This is a genomic window from Alteribacillus sp. HJP-4 (assembly GCF_042139015.1).
Classification (GTDB): Bacteria; Bacillota; Bacilli; order Bacillales; family Marinococcaceae; genus JBHIKY01.
The window spans coordinates 65,338-86,089 of the sequence record NZ_JBHIKY010000008.1 but is presented as its reverse complement, the minus strand read 5'-3'; the positions used below and the strand labels follow the sequence as shown (position 1 = coordinate 86,089).

22 protein-coding genes and 5 tRNA genes are annotated in these 20,752 nt (G+C 40.1%); 21 read left to right on the top strand and 6 right to left on the bottom strand.

Annotated features, from left to right (window positions below; translation table 11 throughout):
- The first annotated feature begins 17 nt into the window (after positions 1–17).
- The 5 genes from ACE4RR_RS09535 to ACE4RR_RS09515 all read left to right on the top strand — a co-directional run bounded on the left by ACE4RR_RS09535 (position 18) and on the right by ACE4RR_RS09515 (position 3,560).
- On the top strand, positions 18–806 hold the full coding sequence (locus ACE4RR_RS09535; RefSeq protein ID WP_375535180.1) for a metal ABC transporter ATP-binding protein: 789 nt from the start codon (positions 18–20) through the stop codon (positions 804–806).
- Positions 806–1,678, top strand: a complete 873-nt coding sequence (locus ACE4RR_RS09530) for a metal ABC transporter permease (protein WP_375535179.1) — start codon at positions 806–808, stop codon at positions 1,676–1,678. Before ACE4RR_RS09535 ends, ACE4RR_RS09530 begins: the two co-directional genes overlap by 1 nt.
- A 75-nt stretch (positions 1,679–1,753) precedes the next feature.
- The gene (locus tag ACE4RR_RS09525; RefSeq protein ID WP_375535178.1) at positions 1,754–2,578 is read left to right on the top strand and encodes a metal ABC transporter permease; all 825 of its coding nucleotides are present in this window, start codon (positions 1,754–1,756) and stop codon (positions 2,576–2,578) included.
- Positions 2,579–2,590: 12 nt separating this feature from the next.
- Positions 2,591–3,022 (top strand): Fur family transcriptional regulator, encoded by a 432-nt coding sequence (locus ACE4RR_RS09520; RefSeq protein WP_375535177.1) that lies wholly within the window; start codon positions 2,591–2,593, stop codon positions 3,020–3,022.
- Between the two features lie 121 nt (positions 3,023–3,143).
- A complete protein-coding gene (locus ACE4RR_RS09515; protein WP_375535176.1) occupies positions 3,144–3,560 on the top strand; it encodes a DUF4190 domain-containing protein in 417 nt (138 codons plus the stop codon).
- 135 nt (positions 3,561–3,695) lie between these two features.
- Here the strand turns inward: ACE4RR_RS09515 and ispG are convergent, their stop codons facing one another.
- On the bottom strand, positions 3,696–4,796 hold the full coding sequence (gene ispG / locus ACE4RR_RS09510; RefSeq protein ID WP_375535311.1) for a flavodoxin-dependent (E)-4-hydroxy-3-methylbut-2-enyl-diphosphate synthase: 1,101 nt from the start codon (positions 4,794–4,796) through the stop codon (positions 3,696–3,698).
- Between the two features lie 117 nt (positions 4,797–4,913).
- Positions 4,914–5,237 (bottom strand): hypothetical protein, encoded by a 324-nt coding sequence (locus tag ACE4RR_RS09505; RefSeq protein ID WP_375535175.1) that lies wholly within the window; start codon positions 5,235–5,237, stop codon positions 4,914–4,916.
- 92 nt (positions 5,238–5,329) lie between these two features.
- On the opposite strand from ACE4RR_RS09505, the gene ACE4RR_RS09500 reads away from it, so the two are divergent.
- Entirely contained in the window at positions 5,330–6,223 is an 894-nt protein-coding gene (locus ACE4RR_RS09500) for a DUF1002 domain-containing protein (protein ID WP_375535174.1), read from the top strand.
- 36 nt (positions 6,224–6,259) lie between these two features.
- Here ACE4RR_RS09500 and ACE4RR_RS09495 read toward each other — a convergent pair whose 3' ends face one another.
- On the bottom strand, positions 6,260–6,445 hold the full coding sequence (locus ACE4RR_RS09495) for a hypothetical protein (RefSeq protein ID WP_375535173.1): 186 nt from the start codon (positions 6,443–6,445) through the stop codon (positions 6,260–6,262).
- A gap of 276 nt (positions 6,446–6,721) precedes the next feature.
- Between ACE4RR_RS09495 and ACE4RR_RS09490 the strand changes: the two genes are divergently transcribed.
- Positions 6,722–7,369, top strand: coding sequence for an NfeD family protein (locus tag ACE4RR_RS09490; RefSeq protein ID WP_375535172.1), 648 nt, complete (start codon positions 6,722–6,724; stop codon positions 7,367–7,369).
- Positions 7,370–8,013: 644 nt separating this feature from the next.
- On the opposite strand, the gene ACE4RR_RS09485 is transcribed toward ACE4RR_RS09490, so the two are convergent.
- Entirely contained in the window at positions 8,014–8,577 is a 564-nt protein-coding gene (locus tag ACE4RR_RS09485; protein ID WP_375535171.1) for a DUF1189 family protein, read from the bottom strand.
- A 263-nt stretch (positions 8,578–8,840) separates the two neighbouring features.
- Here ACE4RR_RS09485 and ACE4RR_RS09480 point away from each other — a divergent pair, with 263 nt between their 5' ends.
- The 10 genes from ACE4RR_RS09480 (at position 8,841) to ACE4RR_RS09435 (ending at position 16,014) form a co-directional block, all read left to right on the top strand.
- Entirely contained in the window at positions 8,841–10,472 is a 1,632-nt protein-coding gene (locus tag ACE4RR_RS09480) for a Na/Pi cotransporter family protein (RefSeq protein WP_375535170.1), read from the top strand.
- A gap of 131 nt (positions 10,473–10,603) precedes the next feature.
- On the top strand, positions 10,604–11,089 hold the full coding sequence (locus ACE4RR_RS09475) for a DUF456 family protein (RefSeq protein WP_375535169.1): 486 nt from the start codon (positions 10,604–10,606) through the stop codon (positions 11,087–11,089).
- 99 nt (positions 11,090–11,188) lie between these two features.
- Positions 11,189–11,263, top strand: a tRNA-Asn gene (locus ACE4RR_RS09470).
- A 1-nt stretch (position 11,264) separates the two neighbouring features.
- Positions 11,265–11,341: transfer RNA gene (locus tag ACE4RR_RS09465), tRNA-Met, on the top strand.
- A gap of 13 nt (positions 11,342–11,354) precedes the next feature.
- Positions 11,355–11,430: transfer RNA gene (locus tag ACE4RR_RS09460), tRNA-His, on the top strand.
- Between the two features lie 51 nt (positions 11,431–11,481).
- Positions 11,482–11,558 (top strand) — tRNA-Ile (locus ACE4RR_RS09455).
- A gap of 54 nt (positions 11,559–11,612) precedes the next feature.
- Positions 11,613–11,705, top strand: a tRNA-Ser gene (locus ACE4RR_RS09450).
- 249 nt (positions 11,706–11,954) lie between these two features.
- Complete coding sequence (locus ACE4RR_RS09445; protein ID WP_375535168.1) at positions 11,955–12,566, top strand: superoxide dismutase; 612 nt, start codon at positions 11,955–11,957, stop codon at positions 12,564–12,566.
- A gap of 114 nt (positions 12,567–12,680) precedes the next feature.
- Positions 12,681–13,904, top strand: a complete 1,224-nt coding sequence (locus ACE4RR_RS09440) for an MFS transporter (RefSeq protein WP_375535167.1) — start codon at positions 12,681–12,683, stop codon at positions 13,902–13,904.
- A gap of 109 nt (positions 13,905–14,013) precedes the next feature.
- Positions 14,014–16,014 carry a penicillin-binding transpeptidase domain-containing protein gene (locus tag ACE4RR_RS09435; RefSeq protein WP_375535310.1) on the top strand — a complete coding sequence of 667 codons (2,001 nt, stop codon included), beginning with the start codon at positions 14,014–14,016 and terminating at the stop codon, positions 16,012–16,014.
- Between the two features lie 40 nt (positions 16,015–16,054).
- On the opposite strand, the gene ACE4RR_RS09430 is transcribed toward ACE4RR_RS09435, so the two are convergent.
- Positions 16,055–16,525: an endolytic transglycosylase MltG gene (locus ACE4RR_RS09430; RefSeq protein ID WP_375535166.1), complete on the bottom strand. Its 471-nt coding sequence runs from the start codon at positions 16,523–16,525 to the stop codon at positions 16,055–16,057.
- A gap of 13 nt (positions 16,526–16,538) precedes the next feature.
- On the bottom strand, positions 16,539–16,883 hold the full coding sequence (locus ACE4RR_RS09425) for a hypothetical protein (protein ID WP_375535165.1): 345 nt from the start codon (positions 16,881–16,883) through the stop codon (positions 16,539–16,541).
- A 186-nt stretch (positions 16,884–17,069) separates the two neighbouring features.
- Between ACE4RR_RS09425 and rpmG the strand changes: the two genes are divergently transcribed.
- The 4 genes from rpmG (at position 17,070) to ACE4RR_RS09405 (ending at position 20,678) form a co-directional block, all read left to right on the top strand.
- Positions 17,070–17,219: a 50S ribosomal protein L33 gene (gene rpmG, locus ACE4RR_RS09420; RefSeq protein WP_375535164.1), complete on the top strand. Its 150-nt coding sequence runs from the start codon at positions 17,070–17,072 to the stop codon at positions 17,217–17,219.
- A 140-nt stretch (positions 17,220–17,359) separates the two neighbouring features.
- Complete coding sequence (locus ACE4RR_RS09415) at positions 17,360–17,917, top strand: 5-formyltetrahydrofolate cyclo-ligase (protein WP_375535163.1); 558 nt, start codon at positions 17,360–17,362, stop codon at positions 17,915–17,917.
- 451 nt (positions 17,918–18,368) lie between these two features.
- Positions 18,369–19,118, top strand: coding sequence for an HAD family hydrolase (locus ACE4RR_RS09410; protein ID WP_375535162.1), 750 nt, complete (start codon positions 18,369–18,371; stop codon positions 19,116–19,118).
- Between the two features lie 3 nt (positions 19,119–19,121).
- Entirely contained in the window at positions 19,122–20,678 is a 1,557-nt protein-coding gene (locus ACE4RR_RS09405; protein ID WP_375535161.1) for a rhomboid family intramembrane serine protease, read from the top strand.
- The last annotated feature ends 74 nt before the right edge of the window (positions 20,679–20,752 follow it).

The following is a 20,752-nucleotide window of genomic DNA, read 5'->3' as shown; positions in this document are numbered from 1 at the left end:
GGGAAAGGGGGATCAAGATGACTGAAAATAATAAAACAGCAGCTGAAGCCGTCAAACTAGACAATGTCTCCTTTTACTTTGGCTCTAGACTGGTACTGGAGAACATAAATTTGACTATAAAAAAAGGTACATTTTTAGGTCTGGTCGGCCCGAATGGATCAGGTAAATCTACACTTGTAAAAATAATCTTGAACCTGCTGAAACCTGCTGATGGAAAAGTGATGCTCTTTGACGAAAAGATTGCCCATTTTAATCAATGGGACAAAATTGGTTACGTGTCACAAAAAGCAAATAGTTTTAATACCGGTTTTCCGGTTACCGTTTACGAAGTAGTCTCCATGGGCTTGTTCGGAAAAATTGGGATGTTTCGCTTTTTAAAAAGAAAAGATAAACAGAAAGTATTAGAAGCACTTGAATTAACAGGAATGCTGGATTATAAAAATAGAAATATTGGGGAGCTTTCCGGAGGACAGCAGCAGCGTGTATTTATTTCTAGAGCTCTTGTAAGCGAACCTGAATTGTTAATTCTTGATGAGCCCACAGTAGGTATAGATACTTCATCTGTACAACAGTTTTATCAACTTCTAAGCAGGCTCAATATGGAAAGGAACATAACGCTGATAATGGTCACCCATGACGTAGGGGTAATGACTAGTTACGTTACAGATGTTGCATGCCTTAATAAATCTCTGCACTTTCATGGAACGCCGGATGCATTTAATGATAGTGATTTATCAGCTCTGTACGGTCATGAAGTACAAGTGATTTCACATGATCACGGCAGTGAACATGGAGGAGACATTTAATGATAGATGTTTTTTTACAATATGACTTTTTACAAAACGCACTTTTGGTCGGGTTAATGGTCGGTTTTCTTGGCCCTGTTCTTGGAGTATTTATTTTAGTCCGCAGACTTGCCTTAATCACTGATGCACTATCCCATATTACTCTTACAGGAATTGCATTTCATTTATATTTATCTCAAAGTGCAGGATTGCTTCAAACGATGAATCCCCTTTATATGGGAATGGTTTTTTCTGCAGGGGGAGCAGTATTTATGGAACGTCTCCGCAATGTATATTCCTCCTATAAGGAACTTGCAATACCGATTGCAATGTCTGGAGGCATTGGGCTTGGAGTTGTATTTATTTCGCTTGCAGACGGTTTTAATAACGATTTGTTTAATTACCTGTTTGGAAGTGTCATTGCTGTAACGGAAAATGATTTAATCACAATTGCAGCCGTTACGGTTATTGTTGTATTCGTTTTGATTTTATTATATAAAGAACTGCTTTTCCTCTCTTTTGATGAGGAGCAGGCTAAGGTAAGCGGTCTATCCGCAAGATGGATAAATTTTGTATTTATCATCATGACAGCACTCGTAATTGCTGCATCCATGAGAATTGTCGGAATACTCCTTGTTTCCTCATTAATGACCCTGCCTTCAGCGGCGGCGGTTCAGCTGGCTAAAAGCTTTCGGCAGATGTTTATATATTCCGTTCTGTTTGGAGAAATATCGATATTAGTAGGACTGGTTTCCGCATATCATCTTAACCTTGCTCCCGGGGGAATGATTGTCATGACATCATTGCTGATTTTACTTCTCACGATAGCCGTCCGTAAAGCAGCGGGGAGACCTTTACGTATATATAGACGTAATCTGGAACATTCGGCTTAGTGCAATTTATTGTCTTACTGTAAAGGATTCGTGTAAAATATATTTTTAGAGATTAGAAAATGAGCTGATGCTGTTTTGTTTGATTTAACTTTTATAGAACGAGGTATTATTGCTGCCATTATTGTCGGCTGGATGGCTCCGCTTGTCGGGGTCCTACTCACTGTAAGAAGGTCAACAGTTATTTCAGAATCGTTATCACATGTTACTTTAACAGGAATCTCTGCTGGAGTACTTCTTGCTCAGGCAATTGAATTTATTTCTGTGAATCCACTCTATATGGGGTTTGTTTTTGCATTAGCTGGTTCATTAATTATAGAAAAGCTTAGACAGGTCTTTTTTTCCTTTCAAGAATTGGCAGCTCCCATTATACTATCTGCCGGTGTCGGATTAAGCGCGGTAATTATGAGCGCTTCTCCATCAGGATATGGGGAATGGTACGATTATTTATTCGGAAGCATCGTATCTGTTTCTAACAGTGATTTAACATTTATTATTGTAACAGGTGGATTTGTTCTTCTTTTATATATTCTCTTTTTTAAGGAATTTATTTCAGTTTCCTTTGATCAGGAATTTGCAAAAGTAACCGGTGTATCCATAAAGAAAACAAATTTTTTATTCAGTTTATTAGTGGCGCTTATCATTTCCATGTCGATGAAGGTTGTCGGAATTTTATTGGCAGGGGCGTTGATCTCTCTTCCGGCCGCAGCGTCCTTAAAAGCTGCTAAAAGTTTTAAACAGGTGCTCTTATTCAGTGTTATAGCTGGGGAAATGGCAGTGCTTGCCGGGGTTTATTTTTCTTATCAATACGATATTGCGACCGGAGGAATGATCGTAGTAGCGGCAATGTCAATACTATTGGCAGTAATTGGCTTTAAGAGGCTTACGTTCCGTTCACAATAAGGAGGGTTTAACATGAATGTCGAGAAAGCGCTGGATATATTAAAGCAGGAGGGCTATAAGTACACTGGTAAACGAGAGCATATGCTGCAGATATTTGCAGAGCAAAAACGCTACCTGCCTGCAAAAGAAGTGTTAAATGAACTTCAAAAAGAATATCCTGGATTGAGTTTTGATACTGTCTACCGTAACTTATCTTTGTTTGCCGACTTGGAAATTCTTGAGACCACTGAACTTGATGGAGAGAAGCGATTCCGTTTTAGCTGCTCTACTTCACAGCACCATCATCATTTAATATGCCTTGAATGTGGAAAAACAAAACACATTCCTTCTTGCCCTATGGATATGCTGGAGGATAATGTGAAAGGAAGCTTTGAGGTCACTGGCCATAAGTTTGAAATTTATGGAGTATGTGAGTTGTGTCAGGCTGTTCCTGCTAAAAATTAGTTAAAATTCCATTTCTTAAAATCAAAGGTTTAATCTGTCAGATTGATCCTTCCTCTCTCTGTCCATACTATAAAAAGCTCTTTTCTTTTACTAGATGGAGAGAGCAGGGAGGACCGTAACAATGGATGAAAAAGATTTTGAAAAAGAAAATCACCCTGATGACGGTGAAGAAGAAGTAATTACTCGGGATGGATATGACCGTGAAGAGGAAGATTATAATCTTGAAACAGCGGCAGAAGTTGCTGCTCCAGGATTAAATAGAAACTCAGACGCGGATAATCCCGAACGTGAGGAAGAAGAGCAACGCGCAACAATGGATGCGGATATTAATGATGAATCCCTAGGTACAGGGATTGGTGTAACTGCACTTATCTTAAGTATCTGCTCTTTGTTTTTTCTTCCAGTCATTATGGGTGGAGCTGGAATTGTGCTAGGAATTTTTGCTGCAAGAAAAGGTGCAAAAACACTCGGCTATTCTGCAGCTGGACTCGGAGCGTTCTCCATCATTATGATCGTTCTGTTTGGACCGTTTTTCTAGCATCAACACAAAAGCTGTGCCGGCGATGTGCCGGCACAGCTTGCTTTTTATACATTTATACAGAGCGTGGAAATTTTTAAAAAAAGCAAAGGCTTTCGCCTGATTGACACGGGGGAAAGTCACGTTTTTTTGGCGTTACGTAGCTGAGGCAGCTTTTTCTGCTTCAGCTCTATAATGCTCTTCTGCGATCTTATCTACTTCTTTTTTGAGTTCCTCGACCATTATCTCTTCAGGAACTTTCCGAATAATTTCTCCATGCCGGAACAAAAGACCTTCACCACGTGCACCAGCAATACCGATATCAGCCTCGCGCGCTTCACCAGGACCATTTACGGCGCAACCGAGCACTGCTACTTTAATTGGGGCCTTAATGGTGGAAATATATTCTTCCACTTCATTGGCAATGCTGATTAAATCAATTTCAATTCTCCCACAGGTAGGGCAGGAAATTAACGTTGCTGCATTTGATGCCAGGCCGAAAGTTTTTAGAAGCTCCCGTCCAACTTTTATTTCTTCCACAGGATCTGCGCTTAGAGAAATTCTCAATGTATTTCCTATGCCTTTGTTTAGAATTGCCCCAAGACCGGCGGCGCTCTTAACTGTACCGGCAAAGAGTGTACCTGATTCTGTAATTCCGAGGTGCAGCGGATAAGAAAATGCTTTTGCAGCTTTTTCATACGCCTCAATTGCAAGATGTACATCTGATGCCTTCATGGACACGATAATATCATGGAAGTCTAATTCCTCTAATATTTTAATGTGGTGAAGAGCACTTTCGACCATGCCGTCTGCTGTAGGGTATCCATATTTCTCGAGAATTTTCCTCTCTAATGAACCAGCATTTACACCGATTCGTATCGGTATATTCTTTTCCTTAGCAGCATTTACGACAGCTTCAACTTTCTCACGGGAGCCGATATTGCCGGGATTTATCCGGATTTTATCTGCTCCTCCCTCGATAGCTTTCAGTGCGAGACGATAATCAAAATGAATGTCAACCACAAGAGGAATATTTATACTTTTTTTTATTTCAGGAATAGCTTCCGCGTCCCTCATTTCTGGGCAGGCCACCCGGACTATCTGACAGCCGGATTCTTCAAGCCTCAAAATCTCTGCTACTGTTGCTTTAACGTCATATGTTTTAGTTGTCGTCATACTTTGAACAACAACTTCTTCATTGCCTCCGATGGTAAGATTTCCGACTTTTACTGGTCTAGTGTCTTTTCGGTGGGTGATTTGGCTCATGAATCCATTCGCCCCTTTTCAAATTAGAAAATCCTTAAACAGAAAGTGGTACGAAGTCATTGTATCAGCGTACTGAACGTTTTGGCAAGCATTCAGGGCAGTTATAAATTAATTATATAAAGGAAACAGATAACTTTCATCTACTTTAATTTTTTCAGGTGCAGTGCCGCCATTTAAAGTTTTAAAATCTTCACTTACTTGTTCAATCGGAACAGGTACGGGACCGTCATGCAGCCTTTCTACAATGGTTAGCACAGTTTGTCCATGTTCAATTGTAACCTCAGCTGTGTCCGTGTCGTCTAATAATTCAGCCGGTTCAGCAGGAGGGGGAGGTGCCGAATTTGATTCAGCAGGCAGCGTGCCTGTGTTGAAATCATAGTAAATTGAAAATCCTACAGCTAACACGATAATAAGTATACCTAATTTTTTCATTTTTTACCTCCAACACAAATAAGTATATAATTACTTGTACGCATCGATATAAATATTAGAACGTTTTCATAATAAAAGGAGAGATCATCAAAATGAATAAATGGAAAAAACTGATTACTGCTATTTCAGGAACAGCAGTATTATTGGCAGTTCCTGTCAGTGCGCTTGCCGATTCTGCAGAAGGAGATATCATAGTGACACTCGGGGAAGATCTCAGCGAGGAGGAACGCTCTAATCTGCTCTCAGAAATGGATGTTCCTGAGGACGTAGAAGAAGTCACAGTAACAAATGAAGAAGAACATGAGTATTTAGGTAACTATATTGATGCCGGCACTATCGGCTCCAGAGCATTATCTTCAGCAAAAATCACGACAGCCTCCAGTGGGGATGGAATCAATGTCGAGACAAACAATATCAGTGTAATAACTGAAGGTATGTACGCTAATGCACTTGTTACAGCTGGAGTGGAGGATGCGGACGTATATGTTACAGCTCCTTCAGAGGTTTCTGGAACAGGTGCTCTCACTGGATTGATTAAAGCGTACGAAATTCAAAATGATGTAAATATTTCTGAAGAACAAAAGCAGGTAGCGAATGAAGAGATGGTAAAAACCTCTGAACTTGGAGAAAGCATCGGCATGGAAGAAGCTACTGAACTGGTTACCCGTGTAAAAGAAGAAATTGCTGAAAATCCTGTAGAATCAGAAGAGGATTTACGGGATTTAATCCAGCGGGTGGCAGATGAGCTGGGAGTTGAACTCACAGAAGAGGAACTCAATGGGCTTGTATCACTGTTTGAGAGAATGCAGAATTTAGATATTGATTGGAACCAAGTACAGGATCAAATATCTCACGTCAGAGATAACCTGGATGAATTTTTGAATAGAGAAGATACTCAGTCCTTCATTGCAAGCTTTCTTGATTTTATTAACGAATTAATTGATTCACTGAGTGGCTGGTTTGGAAATGAAGAGGAATCAGCATAAAATAAAAAAGATAATTAGACCGTCCATACGGAAGCTTCAGGCTGTCGAGAATGTCTCGGCAGCTGTTTTTTGAAATATAAGAGATTTTGTTGAGTTCATCCCTGCAGGAGGACGTTTTCCGCGTGGCTTGTCTTCAACTAATTCTGCCTCAGCGAAGCTTCGCGAGAATGGATTTTCAGACGGCGCTGGTCCCGACGGAGTCGCCGCCCTGCGTTCTTCCATCTACGTAAAATCACCATATATTGAATATCGCATAGAGGATATGCTCTAGCAAAAAAAGACCTGGCTGATTTTAACCGTTTTTTCTTATCAGGATAATTATTTCTAGCTAAGCATTTATCTATACAAAAAAATGGGAATAAAAGCAATAAAGAAGTTTTTTCTTTTTTAATGAAATCCCTCTGAAAAAAAGATAAAATAAAAGTGAAACATATATTAATGAATGAACGTAAATAGATAAAATATAAAACTTACACTTGCTCAAAGGAGCTGGTAAATATGGAATGGCTGGAAGCTGCCAGTATTGGATTCTTAGTCGTATTTTTTGGGTCTTTGTTTTTAATCGGGGAACTGCTGGTTAAATCAAAAGCATTGTTTGCCGTTCTTGGAGTCGCTTTCTTTGGATTGTTTTTTTCTTATCATATCCCTGATGCCGGCTCTGTCTGGATCGTACTGCTTTTTGTAGCGGGTCTGGCTCTTATTATCATTGATGGGAAACTACTTAGTGACGGAACCTTTGCACTAATTGGGATTCTATTAATGAGCTTTGGGCTTGCAGTACCAACTCCGAGCATTTTATACGGCACGCTCGTTGTGTTTGGTTTTCTCGCAGGTCTTTGCTGCGCACCGCTATTTATGAAAGTCTTTCCAAGAAGAGATTTATGGAACAAAATTACGCTCCGTGAACGGTTAAGCACAGATCGTGGCTATAATTCGATGAATGAAGGCTACAAAGCACTGCAAGGAAAGAATGGGAGAGCATTGACTGCTTTTCGTCCTACCGGAACAGTTGAAATTGAGGGGGAGCATTACAGTGCCACCAGTGGAGACCAATGGATTGATGCAGATTCAGATGTCGAGGTGGTATCTGTAGATGGTACGAGAATTTTAATCCGCAAAAGCGAGAACCAGCAAAATAATGCATAAAAAAGCGCAGACAAATGACTGCGTCCAGGCTGTTGAGGAACCCATGCTTTACTGAAGCGTGGGTTCCTGTATGTTTTGGAGATTGGCGGCTTTCCAGCCATTTTCTTAGCTCTGAAAAGGAAAAGTCAATTGAGGCATCAATTTACCGGAGTAAGTGATCATCAGGTACCAGCTGATTCCGAGGAGGCTGAGGCTTTTCCCGCGGAAAGAGTCGGTCTGTAGCGGATTCATATTTAATATAATACTATAAATATCTGAATAATCGGATTATTAATCAAAAAAAGGGGGCTGTATCATAAATGATACTCGCCCCTTTTTGCATGGTAAAAAAAGCAATTTTGACGTCATCCCAAAAAAATAATCCCGTATCACTTTAAGTGTGGTAAGGGATAACTTGTTTTTGTGTAATTTTAACCACCAAAGTGGGGACTAAAATTTTTTAAAAAGTTTTTTGCTACAGCCCCCAAGAGGCTGTAGCAAAAGCCCCTTTTTATAGAAAAAGTAGTATCCTAAATAGAAGATAGCAGGGGACATGTCCGAAGACTCCAGTGGGAAGAGCAGCGGCTGAAGATCCGCCGGGCGCGGGTTTCGCCCGGTTAGCTGAAGCGCTGCCCACTTATAACCTTTTGATACAGTCCCTTTTTTTATGTGATGCGCTCTTTTGGTTTCGGCAGGTGTTTGAAAACCTGATACAGCATAAAAAAAGCAATAATCCAATAAATGGTAAAGCTCAATGGTATAACGAAAGGAAGCAAGTCAATTAAGGCAATAATTATTGTAGGAAGTGTAACGGTATATGCAGAAATCATCCAGATCTGCCGGTAAGACAAAAGTTGGGGTGCCGTTTTTCGAATCATCAGCCCAAATAAAGATAAAAAGAAAATACCGATAAACTTTAACGCCACTGATATTAAGTATAATCCGATAACGCCTACAGGTATTAAAATAGGAAGCATTCCTTCAATCGTTTCCATTATCGAGGAAGCGTCTGACTCCGGCAGGTTTACATTTTCCAACTGCATATTAATAAACTGCTGGCGTGAATCAGGATCTAAAAACGTTGAGGTGAAAATAATACTGGAGGGTATGCTTGCAATAAACATAAGAAAAAATACATAAAGAATTGTTTTGCCGATCCCTTGAAAGCGAAAGGAACCAATAGTGCGGAAGGAATATAAGCTTTTAAAGAACTTTTTAAAAATATTCAAGTCTGCTGCTCCTTTCGGGATAAGCTGTCGAGACAATTCTAACGAAAAACAAGAAGTTCAACAAGATTTTTTTATTCTATTGAATTTACAAACTCTTCAAAAAAGATTTTATTTTCTATTGGAAAGAGGTATGAATCTTATTAGATAGATGTGATGATTATTATAAATCTTAATAAAATCTTTACAAAACATAAATAATTCCTCAATAATAGACAAGTATGCTGTAAGAGGTTTGTCGATAAAGGGAAAAACTTAACGAAGGGATGAGAGTTGTGGATGTTCAAACGATATTATTTACGTTCTTTGGCGGTCTAGGTGTGTTTTTATTCGGCATTAAATTTATGGGGGATGGACTTCAAAAAATCGCCGGTGATCGTCTTAGAGAAATTTTAGATAAATTTACAAGTAATCCGCTCATGGGTGTAGTAGCCGGTATTATAGTTACAGTACTCCTTCAAACGAGCACTGGAACTACTGTATTGACTGTCGGTCTCGTAAATGCTGGATTTATGACACTTCACCAGGCAATAGGTGTCATCATGGGGGCAAACATTGGAACAACTGTAACGGCATTTATCATCGGTATTAAGATTGAAGAGTATGCACTGCCGATTATTTTCATAGGAACTGTTCTCATATTCTTCTTTAAAAATAAAAAAATTAATAATGTCGGCCAGTCTGTTTTTGGATTTGGGGCATTATTTTTTGGGCTTACTTTAATGGGTGATGGAGTAGAACCGCTTGAAGGACTTCAGGCTTTTGAGGATTTGACAATTAGCATGAGTGACAATCCAATACTCGGGGTTGTTATCGGTATGATATTCACGTTTGCGGTACAAAGCTCGTCAGCTTCTATAGGGCTGCTGCAGGAATTGTATTTCCAGGGCACGTTGACACTTGATGCAGCTCTTCCGGTTTTATTTGGAGATAATATTGGTACCACCATTACAGCTGTACTTGCTGCCCTCGGCGCATCAATTGCTGCCAAAAGAGCAGCGCTGACACATGTTATTTTCAACTTAGTTGGTACAACCATTGTATTGCTTTTACTCATTCCTTATACACATTTAATTGAGAATCTGCAGGGCATTTTAAACTTAAACCGGCCTATGACAATTGCCTTTGCTCATGGTATTTTTAATGTGTCAAATACGATTATTCAACTGCCATTTGTAGGACTGTTGGCTGTAATCGTAACTAAATTAATTCCCGGTCAGGATACTGAGATAGAATACAAAGCAAAACATTTAGATCCTGCATTCGTTCAGCGATCACCTTCTATTGCACTTGGTCAGGCTAAGGAAGAAACATTGCGTATGGCTGATTTTGCAGAGAAAGGTTTGATAGAATCTCAGCAGTACTTGAAAACAAATCATAAACGTCATGCAGAATTAACGGTTCAATTCGAAGAAGCAATTAACAACCTTGATAGAAAAATTACCGATTATTTAATTCTCATATCTGAAAGATCATTGTCAGATGAAAATTCAAGAATGCACTCGATGCTGATGGATACGGTTCGAGATATAGAACGAGTCGGTGATCATATGGAAAATGTGATGGAGCTTGTAGACTATCAGCTGACCAATAAGGTTAAGCTTTCGAAGGATGCTTATAATGATCTTGATGAAATGTTTTCTTTAACCGTAAACACTCTTCATAATGCGATAAAAGCACTTGAGAACGACAGCTTTGAAGAAGCACGCGGAGTTGTAAAGCAGGAAGAGGAAATCGACAAGATGGAAAGAAAGCTCCGTAAGAAACACATTCTGAGATTAAATGAAGGAAAGTGCTCAGGTTCAGCCGGAATTGTATTTGTGGATATTATCAGCAACCTTGAAAGAATCGGTGACCATTCAGTGAATATTGCTGAAGCTGTCCTCGAGGAAGAATAAAAATGTCCTCTCTTTCCTTTACTAGGATAAAGGGAAGAGAGTTTTTATTTCTCAAACGATATGGAAATTATAAAAATGTTCACGTAAGATATATAATAGCGTCAAGCTGCAAGTAACCGGGGGAAGATATTATGCTTGATACGATATTATTAATTATAGCTGTAATTAGTTACGCTGCTGCACTTATCGGAGTTGTTTATCCAGTTATTCCTGGTGGGATTTTTTATGGAGCAGCTATTCTTCTTGTCGGCTTTGCTGTTGGCTTTTCCACATTTAGTTTCTGGTTCTGGTTTTTTCAGGCAGTACTTGCTCTCCTCCTTTTTGTGATAGATTATGCCGCAAATTATTTCGGAATACAAAAAAGTGGTGGCTCTAAAGGTGCCATCTGGGGTAGTCTGATCGGTATTATTATCGGCCCCTTTATTATTCCCGTCGTTGGTATTCTCGCAGGAGCAGTTATAGGAGCCGTGGCAGGGCAGCTATTGTCTGGAAAATCAGATTGGAAGACACTTGGGAAAGTCGGGTTCGGTTCTGCTGCCGGCTTTGTTGTAAGTGTAATATTAAAAGGTGGAATTATGATCGGCAACGCAATTTATATCATTTTTATCCTCCTGTAAATTATTTTTAAGGAAAAATAATTTCATTCATTGACTGCCTTAACATAACGTGATAATATCATTTATGTCGTTGCGAAATTATTTAACGAATTCATATATTCCACAGTAGCTCAGTGGTAGAGCTATCGGCTGTTAACCGATCGGTCGCAGGTTCGAATCCTGCCTGTGGAGCCATGGCGGTGTAGCTCAGCTGGCTAGAGCGTACGGTTCATACCCGTGAGGTCGGGGGTTCGATTCCCTCCGCCGCTACCATTTACTTTATGTGGCGGTTGTGGCGAAGTGGTTAACGCACCGGATTGTGGTTCCGGCATTCGTGGGTTCGATTCTCATCAGCCGCCCCATTCCTAAATATAATATTTAACCATGGAGACAAAGCGCACTAATTATAAAATGGACCCTTAGCTCAGTTGGTTAGAGCAAACGGCTCATAACCGTTCGGTCGTAGGTTCGAGTCCTACAGGGTCCACCATTTTAATTCCACCAGGAGTGCATTCTGTACTCTTTTTTTGTTTCATTTTTTCACGGAGGAATACCCAAGCCCGGCTGAAGGGGACGGTCTCGAAAACCGTTAGGAGCTTTACGGCTCGCGAGGGTTCGAATCCCTCTTCCTCCGCCATTCATATAATTCCTTTCATTTTTTTTCACTTAGTTGTAAATCTCATGTTTTATAAATTTTAATTAGGGAAGATATACTAATGTCGTTCCATTATGGAACGGTTTTCGTATGTATTGAAAACATTTAAATAATTTGGTAACGTAAAAATTGGCAGACTTGTGAAAACAAATCACAATAATGCTGCGTTATCATTTAGGGATGCATCAAGACAGTAGAACAATACCTAACCTTTTAAGGAGGAGATTTATTATGGCAAATCATCAACTACCTGAACTCCCTTACGCACCAAATGCACTTGAACCACACATTGACGAAGAAACAATGAAAATTCATCACGGAAAACACCACAACACTTATGTGACGAAATTGAATGGTGCCCTGGAAGGTCATGACGACCTCGCAGGAAAAGATGTAGAGGAACTAATCAGTGACCTGAACGCAATTCCTGATAAAATTCGTACAGCCGTTCGAAACAATGGCGGCGGACATGCGAACCATACCTTGTTCTGGAAGCTCCTCAGCCCTGAAGGCGGCGGAGAGCCTGGAGGAGCACTTGGAGATGCGATTACAAGCAAGTGGGGAAGCTTCGACAGCTTCAAAGATGAATTTAAAAATACAGCATTGGGTCGTTTTGGTTCCGGCTGGTCCTGGCTGGTTCTGAATAATGGCGAACTCGAGATTCAAGATACGCTGAATCAAGATTCTCCAATTATGGAAGGCAAGACCCCTCTGCTTGGTCTTGATGTTTGGGAGCATGCTTATTATCTCAAATACCAAAACCGCCGTCCAGATTATGTTGATGCATTTTGGAATGTTGTTAACTGGAATGAAGTTGAAAAACGCTACGATGCAGCTAAATAAATAATTTAAAAACTGCCGCTTATATTGCGGCGGTTTTTTTATGTTCAGAAGAATTTTTCAGATGAATAGACTGCCTTGTCTGCGGCACAATACAGACAAGGCGGTGGAATTCGAATGGCAGAAAAACTACTTAAAATGGTGTTAGGGGATGTCGAGGTTACAAAGGATTTAAACCTGCTGCTTGTTATTGGTGGTTTATACGCTATAGCAGTGGCTCTCTCCAATACTTTTGTAAACATTTATTTTTGGAAACAATCTGGCGAGATTACTACTATCGCTTATTATCAGCTTGCTTCCGTTATTTCCCAGCCGCTGGCCTTTTTAGCAGGGGGATATATTGCCAAGAAAGCAGATCGAATTGTGGCGCTGCGCATTGGGGTATTTGTTCTTACGTTTTTTTATATTGCAGTATTACTCTTCGGAAGTGCAGCCCATTCATATATCATTATACTCGGAATACTGCTTGGACTTGGATTTGGCTTCTACTGGCTAGGTTATAATGTGTTAACTTTTGAAATAACTGAACCGGAAACTCGAGATTTTTTTAATGGATTTTCAGGCCTTCTCACATCTTTTGCAGGGATGATTGGACCTTTAAGTGCCGGACTTTTTATTACATGGTTTCCTGAAACGACTGGATATCAGTTTATTTTTTTTGTTTCATTTGCTTTATTTATGCTGGCTGTATTTTTAACCTTCAAAATGAAACATCGACCAGCCAGAGGTCCATTAAATATGGCCTATTCTCTATCAGAAATAAAATTTAACGTAAACTGGAGAAATATATTATTTGCTCATTTTTCTCAAGGAATAAGAGAGGGTATCTTTGTATTTATTATTGTGCTGTGGGTTTATTTATCGACAAACAGCGAACTTGCACTCGGCACTTACGGTTTTATCACTTCAGCAGTTTCCTTTGCTGGTTATTATGTAGTAAGCCGATTTTTAAAAATAACGTATCGTAAGAAAGCTATTTTATATGGAGGAGTGGCTCTTACCCTGGCAGTATTTTTAATTGTATTTGAATTAAAGTTTAAATGGCTCATGCTTTATGGAGTAATTATCTCTATCGCTTATCCACTTTTGCTCGTTCCGTATATTTCCATGACTTTTGATGTTTTAGGAAAAGCGAGAAGAGCTGCTTCCCGGAGGATCGAGTATCTTATTATCAGAGAATGGTTTTTGAATGCCGGTAGAATTACTTCGATAGTGCTTCTTTTACTATCTCTGAGCATATTTGAAGAAAAAATAATAATTCCTGTAATGATGAGCGTCTGTGGGGCAGGACATTTATTTATTAGTTTTTTTATCCGGCGCATCAGCTTTGAAAAAGAGTGATAAGTGAGATGATGCTCTCTTTTATGATTTATGTGAACAGTCAGGTATGCTAAAATAAAGAAGCTGAAGTGTTTACATAAAGAGCAGGGAGAGGAACTTATTGAGTAAAATGAAGCAGGGGAAAAATTATCTTCCTATTCGCTTGAACCTTTTGTTTTTTGCTGTATTTATTTTATTTTCTGCTTTAATCTTAAGGCTTGGATTTATACAAATTGTCCAGGGAGATGATTTTGAAAGGGATTTGGAAGAGAGCAGTACGGAAGCTCCGCGTATTGATGCCCCACGTGGCTTAATGTATGACCGAAATGGAGAATTAGTAGTAGACAACGCTCTCGTATTATCCCTTACATATACAAATGAACCTGGTGTTTCCGAAGAGGAACGGATTGAAATTGCTCAGGAGCTGAGCAATTATGTTGAAATAGGGGAAGATGAAATTGAAGATATTACAGAAAGAGATCTTCAGGATTACTGGCTTACAACCAGAGAAGAGCAGGCAGAAGAACTTACTGATCAAGAGGATCTTGAGCGTGCTGAGGAACATGAAATTGAACTATACGATATTCAATTAGAACGTATTACAGAAGAAATGCTTGAGGATATCTCAGATGAGGAGCTTACGACGGTAGCCATCTGGCGAGAGATGATAAGCGGATATAACCACTCTCCCCAGAGAATAAAAAAAGGAATTACGCGTGAAGAAGCTCATCGTATCAGTGAACGTCTCGATAACCTGCCCGGGGTGGACATCTTGCGGGATGCTCAGCGCCAATACTTATACGAGGACGCTTTTCCAAGCTTTTTTGGCCGGACAAACTCCATTCCAAGAGAAAATCTGGATGAATATCTGGCGGAAGGCTATGATCGTTCAGATGAAGTAGGCACCAGCTTCTTAGAGGAACAATACGAATCCGCACTGCGTGGTCAAAAAGGTGAAGTGACCTCAGACAGCTCTGGAAACGAAACTAACGGAAGCAGAGGCAATGACATTGTACTCTCCATAGACATGGCTCTGCAGCAGGATATAGAAGCGATTATTGATGAAGAGATAGGAGCTTCCTCTGGTTCATTCATTGAAGAAGAGGAGGCGTATGTTGTAATGATGGAGCCTCATACAGGAGAAGTACTGACTGTTTCCGGGTACGATGACCACCTGGGGACTGTTTCAAGTTCATTTGAAATGGGCTCTACCGTTAAAGGGGCAACGGTTATGGTTGGTATGCAGACAGGTGTTGTGACCCCTGAGACATTTATATATGACTCGCCGCTTGATCTTGGGTCTCAAACACCTACTATCAGTTCTGTGTCAAATCTGGGCAGTGTAAATTATTTAACCGCGTTGGAACGTTCTTCGAACATCTATATGGCCAGAATTGCCATGAGAATGGCAGGATATGACGAGTCGAACAGATCCTGGGGGGACTGGCGTGGAGCTTATGACAAATTGAGATATTATTTCGAGCAATTCGGACTCGGCTCACCAACAGGAGTCGACCTTCCGTCCGAAGCCACCGGTCTTAACGGAGGCTACGGAAACCCAGGGAACTTATTGTACTTAAGCTTCGGACAATTTGATACCTACACTCCAATGCAGCTGGCACAGTACGTGTCAACTATTGCTAATAACGGGTACCGGGTCGAACCGAATTTTGTTAAATCGATTCATGAAGCTAACAAGGATAAAAATTCTCTTGGACCAGTCCGTCATCAATTTGAGTCAGATATATTAAACAAAATAGATATTGATGATAACTACATTCAATTGGTCAAGGATGGATTTTATCAAGTGGTCAATGGAAGCAGGGGGACAGCGAGGTCCTATTTTCAAAATACTGATTACACAGCTTCCGGAAAAACCGGAACAGCAGAAATTACTAGAAATGGAGTAGAGGGTAATAACCAGGCGTTTGTTGGGTTCGCCCCTTATGACGATCCTGAAGTAGCGATTTCAGTAATTGTGCCTGGAGTATATAAGGATTCGGATGGTGGAAGACAGGGAATTGCCAACACAATTGCACGCCGCTCACTGGATGCTTATTTTGATCTCCGGGAAGGCAGGCCGGAAATGGAACCGGAGACCGACACAGATGTTGGCGAGAATGTAAATTGAATGAAAAAAACAGGCCTTTCCAGGGGGAGGGCCTGTTTTATTATTGAGATGTAATGGTATCGACTATCTCCTCACCTGACATTTCACTGGATAATTCATAGTAGCCTGCCTGTATTCCTGTTTCTGCTTTCTGCCCGGCAAGCACCTCAGAGAAATGGTCTTTGTCGTTAATAATTTGGAGACGCTGGAGTGAATCGGCAACTTCACTGCTGGTCATTCCCTCTTCCACATGTAGGATGGAATGAATCGTTTTTCCGTTTTCCGATGATTGACTTTCTTCATCCTCTCCATTCTCATTCGAAGTGACAGTATAATTCATTTTTTCAAGTTCGTTGATCATTTCTTCTTCGGTAATAGCTGTTTCCTGTGACTGCAGCCTGCTTTCCGGGACAGATGAAGTCTGTGTGCTCTCAGTAGCTCCGGTTGGACCGGAGGCAAAATAAAACAGTGCCATACAGCAGGTGGCAGAGAACCACCCGGCTGCGAGCTTTCGTATCGTTTTTTTCTTCATTTCAGCACCTCAATCATTGCAGCTTCGTCAGCAGATATTTAATTTCGTCTTCTTTCATATTCATTTTTTGGGAAATGCTTTTCACGTCGTGTCCCTGCTCGAATAAAATATAAGCTTCCTTCATTAAGTCCTGCCTTGATTCGGAGGGGCCGTTATTTACGCTGGTGGGGGAAGCAGAGAGCAGCTCCTCTTCAAGCCGGCTGAGCCTCTGTTTAATATGATATGTTTCGCCCATAAATGAGAGCGACACCTGTTCTATTTCATCTTTCGTTTGTTTGTTATCATCTTCTCTGCCGAGAAAGGAAAGAAGAAACAACAAAGCACTACCTGCAAACATCAATCCAATAAACCATCCCATCTTTTCACCCCCCAAACAATTTCAATCGCTCCATTCATTATACATTGAGTTAAACAGAAGAAAAAAGGGGGCATTTCCATGATTGTATAAGAAAATGTTTAGACAGATTTTGCACTTGATACGAGGGGATGAATTTGCTATTATTGAAAAGTATGAAAGAAGTTGAATGACTGGAGGGAATACAGCATGCGTGTACAAGTAACTATGGCCTGCACGGAAACAGGCGACCGTAACTATATTACGTCTAAAAATAAACGCACAAATCCGGAACGTATCGAATTAAAAAAATACAGCCCGCGTTTGAAAAAACACACATTGCATCGTGAGACTAAATAAGCAGTTGGAGAGTATCTCCTCTGCTTATTTTTTTCACCTTAAAATCTAATTACAGATCCTGAGCTTTTCTTCGAAGTCCATACCCTGAATGCAGCAGGAGTTTATTAATTAATTTTAGTTTGTATTGGGAGTCAATAATGATGAACAACGAAAAGAAGAAATTACGAGAACAAATAAAAAGGTCATTTGCTGCACACAGCGCTGCAGAAATTACAAATAAAAGTGCCCGCCTTTATGATTATCTATTTGAATGGCCATGCTGGAAGGACGCTGAAACCGTAGCTGTTACAATGTCAACACAAAATGAAGTAAACACAAAGCCAATAATTGAAAAGGGCTGGCTGCTTAACAAAAAGATGCTTATTCCACGCGCGGATCTGCCAAATCGGCAGCTCCACTTTTATGAAATTACGAGTTTTGACCAAACACAGGAAGAATTTGCTGGTATTTTCGAACCGGATCCTGATAAAACAATATTCCGGCAAGGAACTGAAGCAGACTTAATTATTGTGCCCGGTCTGGCTTTTAATCAAGAAAAATACAGGCTGGGGTTTGGAGGAGGCTACTATGATCGGTTTCTCCCAGAAACAAACGCTGTCACCTGCGGACTTGCATTACACTTTCAAATATGCCGACTTCCGCTGGAAGCGCACGATGTTCCACTAAATGCGATTATTACGGAGTCTGGAATTATATAGGAATTACTATAATCTGCCGCGTATGATTTTGCTGACTTTGCAGACTATAACGTAAAAAGGGTGAAGGCATTGATGCGGTGGAGATCGTTTATAGTTATCCTCATTTTTCTTTTCATCATTTGGCTCGTTAAAGGTTCACTTTTTTCAGTTATCATGAACAATCGGCCACTGAGGAGAACGCTTGTTATGATAGGATTAAGAATACCGTTGGTAAGAAATCAATTACTTGCTCCTTTAACAGGGACTGGAAAAAGTACCGTGTAACTGCGGTACTTTTTTCAATGGAACTTTAAAGAAATTTAATCATAGTAAAGAATTATGGTATCTGAACAGTCAAGGCTACCGCGTTTTTAAATTGGCAACAAGCCAGGTTTTTCTTTATATAATTGCAATGGTAAATAGTCGTAATGAGCCTGAAGCCTTGTTATAATTGGGAAACTGGAGGGTTTCTATGAAGTGGTCAACCATCTGTTTCGACCTTGATAACACACTTTACAGTCATGAAAAAGCTTTTGAAAAAGCAGTGAAACAAACGTTCTACTCGATATACAGGGAAAAATGCAGCAGCGATAACGTAGATATCTCCACATGGTTCTCCTCCTTTAAACATTATTGTGATTCTCTTTGGAAAGAATTTGAAAATGACCAGCTGACTCATCGTGAATATAGAAGAAAAAGATTTGAAAAATCAATGGAAGATATGGAACTCCCATATAGTGATGAGGATGCTGATCGTTTTCATCAACATTATGAAAGCATAGTTCCAGCATATATAGAACCATTTGAAGGGTTATATGATTTATTGGACCTATTGTATAGTAATCAGGTGAATCTAGGAATTATTACAAATGGAAACACCAGCACACAGTATGAAAAAATAAAGCGGCTGCAGCTGTATGAATATATACCTTCAGAGCATATATTTATCTCCGAGGAATGCTCCGCTAAAAAACCAGAGAAAGAAATGTTTGAGTATGCAATTAAGAAGATGCACACCAAAAGCAAGCGTGCTCTTTATATTGGAGACGCTTGGGATCTCGATATTGAAGGGGCGCATAAAGCAGGCTGGGGGGCTATTTATGTAAACACAAGAGGAGAAAAAATACTTGAAACCCCGGTGAGAGAACCAATCTTGAGCTGTCATTCGCTTGAGGAGGTCTGTACCTTTTTTAAGGCTGCTTTAGGGAAGGATGAGGATTAGGGAATGATGATGGCCAATCATCTTTACTGGAAAATAGTATTCCACCTCGTAATAAATGAAGATTTTCGTATACTTGAGAGAAGTACAGATAAAAAACAAATATGGCTGTTAAAAGATAACGGAGGGCAGCGTTCTGTTGTTCGTGTTGCCCGGATGGAACATATCTGGCTGAGGGATGCATTGAAGGATAAAGAGCAGGCAGAATTGTCATTTCGGTCATTAAAGCAGCGGCTTGCTCTCAGAAAAGCGCCCTTTTACAATATATATGTTACATCATATCCGCCTGTTAATATGGATGAAACATTTAAACAAACATCTGACAAAAAAAATAAAAATATTGTGTATACGTTTCTTACTTCCATAAAAGGTGCTACAGAGGCAGTAAACACCCCTCAGGAAATTTTTCAAGCTTTAGGTATTAGAATTAATTGGTTTCCAATTGCAGAAATGGAGGAAGAGCAGCATCAAGAAAAAATTAATGAATATAGAACAGCTGTAAAAAGGCGTCAAGAAGCTTCTGAGCAGCAGGATCGTTCCCATTTTATGAATGGGAAGCCAATTCTCACTACTATATTACTTGCTTCCATATTGTTTGTGTTTTTACTGGTCGAACAGTCAGGTTCAAGCACTAATATAATTACACTAATTGAATTTGGTGCCAAATATAACCCTGCCATCTTAGAAGGGGAATGGTGGCGCCTCTTTTCAGCGATGTTTTTACACATTGGTATGCTTCATTTAGTCATGAACTCACTTGCTTTGTTCTATCTAGGCGGTGCCGTAGAAAGAATGTATGGAACAGCAAGGTTTTTATTTATATATGCCGCTGCCGGATTATTTGGCTCGCTTGCCAGCTTTGCTTTCAATGATCAAGTTTCCGCAGGCGCCTCTGGGGCCATTTTCGGTTGTTTTGGAGCTCTTCTGTATTTCGGAGTCATTCATAAAGATTTATTTTTCCGTACTATGGGAATGAATGTACTCTTTATATTAGGTTTAAACTTAGCCTTTGGATTTACGATACCTGCAATAGATAATGGTGCCCATATTGGAGGGCTGGCAGGAGGATTTCTTGCTTCAAGCTTTGTCCACCTCCCGAAGCATGGCTTTTCAAAGCTTCAAATCCCGACACTGCTGGTGCTTATCGGCTGTGCTGGGGGACTTACCTGGTTTGGATTTGAAAATGAAAATAAAGCTTCTTCTCCATTAATGGATGCTCAGATAGCACAGGAATGGCTTGAAAGAGGAGAAGATGAACGTGCTGATGAATTAATTACAGCGGCTCTGGAGGACAATCCTGATCAGCCGCAGCTTCATTTTCTCAAAGGATACATTAGTACAAATGAAAATGATTACGAAGCTGCTGCTGTTTCCTTTGAACGGGCCGTCGAACTAAATGAGGATTTTGCCGAAGCTCATTATAATCTGGCACTGGTATATATAGAACTTGGAAAAATTGAAGAGGCTGAGGCCTCTCTTGAACAGTCAAAAGAAACCGGAAAGGAAAACGAGGAGCTTGATTTTAACCACATTGAAGAGTTATTAGAAGATGCAGGGACATAAGTGTCTTTGAAGAATAACAAACCTCAAGCATTAAAAAACTAGGCTTTTCGCCATTTCACCTGGCGAGAAGTCTA